1 protein-coding gene and 1 pseudogene are annotated in these 1,172 nt (G+C 70.4%); both read left to right on the top strand.

Annotated elements, in window-relative coordinates; all coding sequences use genetic code 11:
- A pseudogene (locus tag PLL68_RS15500) lies at positions 1–449 on the top strand (aminotransferase class V-fold PLP-dependent enzyme); the annotation flags it as partial.
- Positions 446–1,144, top strand: coding sequence for a GNAT family N-acetyltransferase (locus tag PLL68_RS15495; protein ID WP_324535631.1), 699 nt, complete (start codon positions 446–448; stop codon positions 1,142–1,144). The pseudogene PLL68_RS15500 and the gene PLL68_RS15495, both read left to right, overlap by 4 nt.
- Positions 1,145–1,172: the final 28 nt, after the last annotated feature.

The raw sequence follows: 1,172 nt of genomic DNA, 5'->3' as shown, positions 1-1,172 counted from the left end.
TCGAGCGCTCGCACGAGTTCGAGCGCGAGATCACCGGCGGCTGCGAGGGCATCAAACCCGGCTGGGTGCGGGTGAACTTCAACTACTTCATCTCCGACACCGTCGCGGACTACGTCGTGGATGCCGTTCGCCTCGTCGCGCGCGACGGCTGGCGGTTGCTCGGTGACTACGTCTTCGACCCACTCACCGGGATGTGGCGGCACCGGGACGGGGTCGTCGAGCCGCCGATCCGGCTGGGGGCCATCTCGTACGGTGAGGACGGGTCGATGCGGGTGCCGCGCTCGGACAACCGCGGCGGCGAGGAGCTGCTCGCGCAGCACCTCGCCGACGGGGCGGCGATCCTGGCGGCGGCGACCCCGCCTGACCTGGCGTCGCACGCGTCGGGGCTGTCCGACGACTTCGAGCACCTGCTGTGGTTCGACCTGCCGACCGGGGCTCTCGGCTCGTGAGCCCTGGTGTTGCTGGTGGTTCTGGTGTCCAGGCGCAGCCTGTCGGTGCGCCGGTGCCGGGGTGGACGCCGCGGCCGGTGCCGGCGGGGGTGGTGCTGACGGGGCGCACCTGCGTGCTCGAGCCGTTGTCGAGTGCTCACGTGGGTGGTTTGGTCGAGGCGTGGGCCGGCACGGATGACGCGCACTGGACGTACCTGTCGATGGAGCGGCCTGACGGCGTGGATGCCGTTGGGGCCCTTGTCGATTCGATGGTCGCCACGCCGGGGTGGTTGACGTTCGCGGTGCTGGTCGACGGGCGTGCGGCGGGGGTCATGTCGTTGATGCGGATCGACCCGGCGAACGGGTCGATCGAGATCGGTGGGGTGAACTTCGGTGCACCGCTGATGCGGACGGTGGCGTCGACCGAGGCTCAGCGGCTGCTCATGGGGCACCTTTTCGACGGCCTCGTCTACCGCCGGTTGGAGTGGAAGTGCGATGCGCTCAACGCGGGGTCGCGGCGGGCTGCGCAGCGGCTGGGGTACACCTTCGAAGGGGTCTTTCGGCAGGCGATGGTCACCAAGGGGCGGAACCGGGACACGGCCTGGTTCTCGCTGCTCGACGGCGAGTGGCCGGCGGTGCGTGAGCGGCTCGACACGTGGCTCGACCCGGCGAACTTCGACGCGGAAGGCCGCCAGCGCCACCGCCTCCTCGGCTGAGAACGCAGTACTTCGGATCGCGCCCGGT

The sequence above is a fragment of the Ornithinibacter sp. genome (assembly GCF_035443565.1).
Taxonomy (GTDB): domain Bacteria; phylum Actinomycetota; class Actinomycetes; order Actinomycetales; family Dermatophilaceae; genus Fodinibacter.
Note: the sequence above shows the minus strand (reverse complement) of the source record. Positions and strands in the feature narration are given on the sequence as shown.